At 42.2% G+C, this 6,515-nt stretch carries 6 protein-coding genes; 1 reads left to right on the plus strand and 5 read right to left on the minus strand.

All coding sequences use genetic code 11. From position 1 onward, the window contains the following. Window positions 1-41: 41 nt before the first annotated feature. From M23134_RS35395 to dapB, 4 genes are all read right to left on the minus strand, one after another. Entirely contained in the window at window positions 42-554 is a 513-nt protein-coding gene (locus M23134_RS35395) for a hypothetical protein (protein ID WP_157558809.1), read from the minus strand. A 348-nt stretch (window positions 555-902) separates the two neighbouring features. Further along, a complete protein-coding gene (locus M23134_RS35400; protein ID WP_002705334.1) occupies window positions 903-1,478 on the minus strand; it encodes a DUF3109 family protein in 576 nt (191 codons plus the stop codon). A 693-nt stretch (window positions 1,479-2,171) separates the two neighbouring features. Next, window positions 2,172-3,368, minus strand: coding sequence for a signal peptidase I (lepB, locus tag M23134_RS35405; protein ID WP_002705338.1), 1,197 nt, complete (start codon window positions 3,366-3,368; stop codon window positions 2,172-2,174). A 300-nt stretch (window positions 3,369-3,668) separates the two neighbouring features. Next, complete coding sequence (gene dapB / locus M23134_RS35410) at window positions 3,669-4,391, minus strand: 4-hydroxy-tetrahydrodipicolinate reductase (protein ID WP_002705341.1); 723 nt, start codon at window positions 4,389-4,391, stop codon at window positions 3,669-3,671. 431 nt (window positions 4,392-4,822) lie between these two features. Here dapB and M23134_RS39460 point away from each other — a divergent pair, with 431 nt between their 5' ends. Continuing rightward, window positions 4,823-5,647 (plus strand): hypothetical protein, encoded by an 825-nt coding sequence (locus M23134_RS39460; RefSeq protein WP_002705343.1) that lies wholly within the window; start codon window positions 4,823-4,825, stop codon window positions 5,645-5,647. 310 nt (window positions 5,648-5,957) lie between these two features. On the opposite strand, the gene M23134_RS35420 is transcribed toward M23134_RS39460, so the two are convergent. Beyond that, window positions 5,958-6,287: an XdhC family protein gene (locus M23134_RS35420; RefSeq protein ID WP_262492931.1), complete on the minus strand. Its 330-nt coding sequence runs from the start codon at window positions 6,285-6,287 to the stop codon at window positions 5,958-5,960. Window positions 6,288-6,515: the final 228 nt, after the last annotated feature.

Raw genomic sequence — 6,515 nt, forward strand, 5'->3', positions numbered from 1 at the left:
GGGCTTGGTATCAATATTTTAAGTAAAATGTACTACTTGGCTTAGTGCCAAATACGCATCAAATACCATTTGTCCTTGTATTTTACCAGGTGGTATTTTACATTCATAATGTTGCCACTATTGCTAATGGTAAGGCTACCTTCGGCTTGTTCAAAGCCTTTTTCTTTTTTCAAACGAGGGCGGGAGTGGCGAATCATTTTTATTTTTGAAAAATCACTGCCGTACATCTCTGAGTCATCGTGTAGGCGTTTTACCTGCTTCTTTATCGCATCGTTTATTTTGCGTTCCAGCTCTTGGTAACTAAACTCCTTCCAGGGTTCTTTGTCCCTTTCTGGCATTCTCTTCATTACCTCTGCCAATATAGCCCGGCTGGGTGTAAGCTTATCCAGTACCTTAAAGTTCTTGTTTTTCAACACTTTAAAGATGTCTTGAGATATTTTCTTAAAAACATCCTCTGTTTTTGCGTCAGGTTTGACAGGGGCATTTGTGGGGTATGTAAAGTTGCAGAACAACAAACAAACCAGCGGAAGTAAGCATTTAAAAAGAGTTTTCATTCTAGTATTTAATTTTTCTAAAAGTTGTCTGATTCCCTGATAAAGGGACAAGGTGAAACAGTATTCGGCACCCTTATCGTTGAGGGCAATGGGTTGCATATTTCACCATAGGCTATAAGCTTGGTATTCAATAACAAAAACGCAAAATAGACCCTATTCGTACATAATTAATTGAAAGTTAAATATTTTATTGAAGATATAGCTGCTTTTGCCTAAAATTACAAGGGCATATAGCAAGCCATTACAGCACTGGGAAGGTTCTAGCGGCTAGGTACACCCTACTCCGTTGGGCTCATCACAGCAAGCTGCTGCAGATTTGGTTCATTGGTAGTGACCAACAAACAGTGGTTACTTGTCTGCTTCCCTGGCAGCCACTTGTTGCTCTAATTTTTTGTACCAATCTTCGCCATAGCGACGCACCAAAGGCGTTTTCAAAAACTTGTACAAAGGCACTCCCAAAGCCTTTCCGTGTCCGCAGGCAGGCGAGCAAATTTGCCAACGATGGTAGTTCAACGCCTCTTCTATATCGAGCTTGGTAATGCGAATAGGGTAAAGATGGCAGGAGATGGGTTTGATAAAGTCTATTTCACCATTGAGGTAAGCCGTTTCTATGCCGCACTTCAAAAACCCCTTTTCATCGTAATAAGCAAAAACGCACTCTTGGTCGTTGATAGTAGAGGTAGAGTAATCCCCTTCATGGTCTTTGATATACAACCCCTCTTTGTCAATCACCTTTATAGCTTCAGGGGTAAGGTAAGGCTTTACTTTTTCGTACACAGCCTCAATTTTGGGCAGTTCTTCTTCTTCGAGCGGGGCACCCAAGTGACCTTCTACACAACAAGCCCCCTTACATTTTTCTAAGTCACAAACAAAAAAGTTTTCAATGACATCGTCACTTATATAAGTATTTTCTACAACTAGCATGTTTTAATTTTTTATTATAGTCGGCAGTTTCTATAGAGACAAGCTTTCAGCGGCAAGCCGCAAGTGCGCCCTACACTGTAAGCAGCTATAGACTTCACAGTACATTGGTTTTAAATAGTTTAATCCTTAAATGGCAGTTTTGCAGGGACAAGTCCTTGGGTGCCGATGTATATCGATGCTTTCAGCGGCAAGTCAAAGGTTGCTCTACAAGTTTCCACGATTTTATAGTACTTATTTTCTCTTTTTTGCAAATATGATAAATTTAGCCGATAGTCTGGAGTTGGTAGTTACTAAAGCCTAAAGCTTTTAGCCATTAGCTTTAGTCTGTCGCAGATGGCTCACGCGTCTGTTTTTTTTATGCTCAATATTTAGTCGGTAGACCGTAGTTTTTAGCCTTACTTCGCGCCCATTATAAAGCAGAGCTCCCTTTGGTCGGTTCGTAATTCGTAATTCTCAAATTCGTAATTTAGTCGGTAGCTTCAAGCCTCGCTTTGCGCCCATTCGTAATTTAGTCCAGAGTCGGTAGTCGGTAGACCGTAGCTTCAAGCCTCGCTTTGCGCCCATTCGTAATTTAGTCCAGAGTCGGTAGTCGGTAGACCGTAGCTTCAAGCCTCGCTTTGCGCCCATTCGTAATTAGCTTCGCAGAGCTCCTTCCAGTCGGTTCGTAATTGATCCATTCGTAATTAAATAACTTCATTTCACAGCCTTAAACCAGCGTTTTTTGCGAAATTTACTAAAGTTCGGATAGATTTTGTATTTGCCCACGCCACGTGGCAGCCAATTGGTAGTGCTCAACCAGGGTACATTGGGTCTGAGCGAAAACAAAGTAAAGGCTACCTTGCCCACAATATGGTTTTCGGGCACCAGCCCCCAATAGCGTGAATCGAGCGAGTTGTGGCGGCTGTCGCCCAACATAAAATAGTAATTGTTTTTGAAAGTGTAACGTTCTTGCACCTTGCCATCAATCAGCAATTGGTTTTTGTAGATTTCTACCCGTCCTTTTTTCAAACCTTCAAAGCGTTGAATCAAATCTTTGTACAAAATTACATTGCGGGAAATCATAGGCATCACTGTCCCCTTTTTGGGAATAATCAAAGGACCAAAAAAGTCCTCGTTCCAGTCAAAAGCCTCGTCTTGAGGGAAAATATGTGGATTGCGAACTTCTTTATTGGCTCTTATGAGCAAAGGTTTGTCACCATTGGCCGAAAACTTCTTGTTTTGACTTAAGTCATTGGCTTGTGATTGGGTTGCCCAAAAGCGATAGCCTCCGCCATTGACTTCTTCATAACTGATGCCTTGTTTATCCAACACCTCGTTGCCCCCTTTGCTTTGGGTGCCAAAATTAAATTGATACAAGACCTTGTTACCAGTGCCTTGCTTTTGCCCATTGACTATCAGCTGCATATCTACTATTTTTACTGTATCGCCTGCCAACGCCACACAACGTTTTACATAGTGGGTTTTTTGGGAGACAGGGTGGTTGCTTGGCGGATGATTAAACACTACCACGTCGCCTCGCTTGATGCTACTGTAGCCGGGCAAACGGGTAGTAGGCAGCTTGGCCGCATCGAGGTAAGTTTTGCGGGTGCCCAACCCAGGAATGTGCATGCTTTGGTGGGTAAGCGGTATTTGAAGCCAGGTTTGGGGGGTACGGGGACCATAGTGTAGCTTGTTTACAAAAATGAAGTCTCCCGTTTTGAGCGTGCCTTCCATAGAATTGGAAGGAATGACGAATGCTTCCAGAAAAAACACTTTGACCACGATGGCAAGTAACAAAGCGATAAAAAAGGTTCTTACCCAGGTGCTAAAACCCGAACGTTTTTTCTTTTGTTTTTCTTGGGGAACAATGTCTAAATCCTTGTCCGGATTTGAAATTGGTGGTACGCTCATACTTTTATATGATTAACAAGTTTAAGTGGACAAAAATAGTTTTTTAGTTTGGAGGTATGGCTCGCATTTAGAATAATACTCTCTTAAATCTATGATGAGACAGCCTCAAAAAAGAGCTTCATTTCAGAAGAAAATCTCTACCACCAAGTTGTTAACTTATTTTTTCACCATTCCTGCACTCTAAACAGTTCATTTACAATCAAGTAAATACAAGTTTAATGTATAACTGGCATATTTCATAATTTTAAGCAGGGAAAAAGCCCGCTTTTCCCTGCCTTGTGCTCTAGCCCTTTTCCGGGCTTATTTTTCCAGGTTTAGCATATCAGCCATGCCAAATACCCCTTTTTTGGTGTGTACCCATTCGGCAGCCATTACTGTCCCACTGGCAAAACCCTCTCTGGTGTGTGCCGTGTGTTTAATTTCTATATCGTCAATATTAGATGTGTATTGAATGGTGTGGGTTCCTTTTACGTCGTGCTCACGCAGCGATACTATAGGCAGTTCATGGGGTTGATTGCTCGCTTCGTTTACCCAGTTGGTTTTTTCGGTAAAAGTATCGAGCAAGCCCTCGGCAAGGGTAATGGCGGTGCCACTAGGCGCGTCTTTCTTTTCGGTATGATGAATCTCCTCTACGTTTACCTTGTAGTCTGTGTAGGGTTTCATCATGCGCGCCAGGTATTTATTTAGTTGAAAAAACAAATTGACTCCCACGCTGTAGTTAGAGGCATAAAAAAATGCCCCTCCTTTTGCCCTGCAAAGTGCTTCTACCTCTTGTTTTTTCTCTAACCAACCTGTAGTGCCCGATACCACCGGAATGCCCTGTTCTATACAAGTTTTAGTGTTGATATACGCCGACTCAGGCTGGGTAAACTCTATAGCCACGTCAGCGTCGTTGCGGGTAAGCTCCCCAAGGCGGTGCCCATTGCTTACATCTATTCGCTCTACCACTTCGTGGCCTCGGTGAAGGGCAATTTTTTCTATGACCTTGCCCATTTTACCGTAGCCAATTAAAACAATTCGCATATTTTAGTATATTTTTATCTCCAGGTAATGAATATTGAATAAAATCTAAAACTATATGGCGCTTGATTGCTTTGCAAGATTTTTGGACTTTCTTTTGAATAAAGTCTCATAAAACCCTTACATTTAGGAGATTGATCTGATAAAATAATGTACTTTAGGATTCTTAATTTCGTATAGTAAAAACGGTACATCAAACATTTATGCAATGGACGCTTTTGAAAGCGTAAGTTTTTGAGTCATCAAATTTTCTTACTTTTGCAAAAACGTATGTGTAATCGACAAAGTTGAACTACCTACTTATCTTGAATTGAGCGCTTGTTTAAAGCGTTCGTCTGTGGTTGTTTAGATTTTTTTGAGTACAAACATAACCGCCACTTGTCGCCCCAAAGTTTAAACCATTTAGACATTGGCAATTAATAAGGTTCAAAATTATGAAACTATCCAATTTAAAGTATTTACTACTCTTCGCTGGGGTATTTTTGCTGGCGTTTCAGGCCACCATTCCTGAACTATCGCGCGAAGAAAGAAAAGCATTGAGAAGCGAAGCCAGAGACTTAAGGCGTAACCCATGGAAACTCAAAGCATTGAAAGATACATTGGCGTCTACCCAAAAGGAGTTATCGTCTTATCGCCAGCTTTACCGTGTAGCAAGAGGAAAAGAGTACGATTTTGAACAGTTGAAAGAAGTATTGTTGCTGAGGGTAGCAGACCTGGAGAAACAACTTGCTGAATGTCTTAAGAGAAAATCTGGGGGCAATACCAATACTTTGATTGCCGCTACAGGCATTGTGTTTAGGGTACAAATAGGTGCTTTTCAGAAACAACAACAAGACGTATATCGCCAAAACAATGTGCGAGGGTACAAACTCGAAGAACGCGGTGGTTTGCTGAAGCATACTTTGGGTTTTTTTAATCATTATTTGCCTGCCAAAACATTGAGAGATTATTTGCTGAAACTAGGCGTACAAAAAGCCTGGGTAGTGGCTTTTAAAGACGGACAACGAATAAATATGGCAGATGCTTTGGCACAAACTCTACAGGCCGAAGCCAAAAGCTTAAACACCAAAGGGGTGAGCTACAAAGTGCGCATTGGTGACAATGACAAAGCCAACGATTATTACCGTTTGTTGGGTAATTTCCAGCAATTCGAAGAGTCACAGGCATTTCGAAAGTACTTGAAAAGCCTGGGCATCAAAAAAGTACAAATCATAGAGTTTATAGATGGACAGCCTACCTCGGTAAAAGAAGAAAAATAGCTTTTAGAATAAATAAAAAATCCCGGTGAGGTCTTACGCTTCACCGGGATTTTTTTTGTCATTCAAATGGGTTGGTTTCGCTCATAAAGTAATAGAGCTTTCTTTATAAAAAATGAGAAACCTCTCTGAAGCTTGCAAAGTACGAAGTTTCGATCGGGCGTGGAGACACTGCCCGAGGCGGAGATTTTTTTTGTCATTCAAATGGGTTGGTTCCTCCAGTAAAGTAACCGCCAGAAGGGGTGTTGGTACCTGTGTGGCAATGCCTGTTTTGTTTGGTTCATGCTTCACTTGGCTTATGCTTCGTTTGCTGCTACCCCACCTCCTCGTTATTTTTTATCTCTACTACTTGTGCCATTACACTCAAAGCAATCTCTTGCGGGGTTTTGGCGTGGATGTTCACCCCCACCGGAGCATAAATACGGTCGGTTTCGTCGGAAGTAAAACCAGCTTCCTCTAAACGCTTGAGGCGTTTGGCGTGGGTTTTACGGCTACCCAAACAACCAATGTAGGCTACCTCTGAGCGTAGCAGTAAATGCAATGCCTGATCGTCTATTTTAGGGTCGTGGCTCAGCAACACGGCATAAGTATCTTGGTTGAGCCTAAGCTTGGGCAATACCTGCGCTGGCCAGGCGTGGTACAGGTGGGCAGGTTGCGATAAGAACCGGGTTTTGGCGGTAAAATCTGGCGTGGATCTATGACTATAGTTTCAAAGTTGAATTGGTTTGCCAGGTCGATCAGTCGAGCGAAATATGCGCCGAGCCCACAATCAACATACGGTTTTTCTGGAAATCCTGGACAACCACTGCTCGTTTTGTGTGTACATTTGATGACGTGGGTTTGGGCGACGTTGAGCAGCTTTAGCATGCTC

Source organism: Microscilla marina ATCC 23134, assembly GCF_000169175.1.
GTDB classification, from domain to species: domain Bacteria; phylum Bacteroidota; class Bacteroidia; order Cytophagales; family Microscillaceae; genus Microscilla; species Microscilla marina.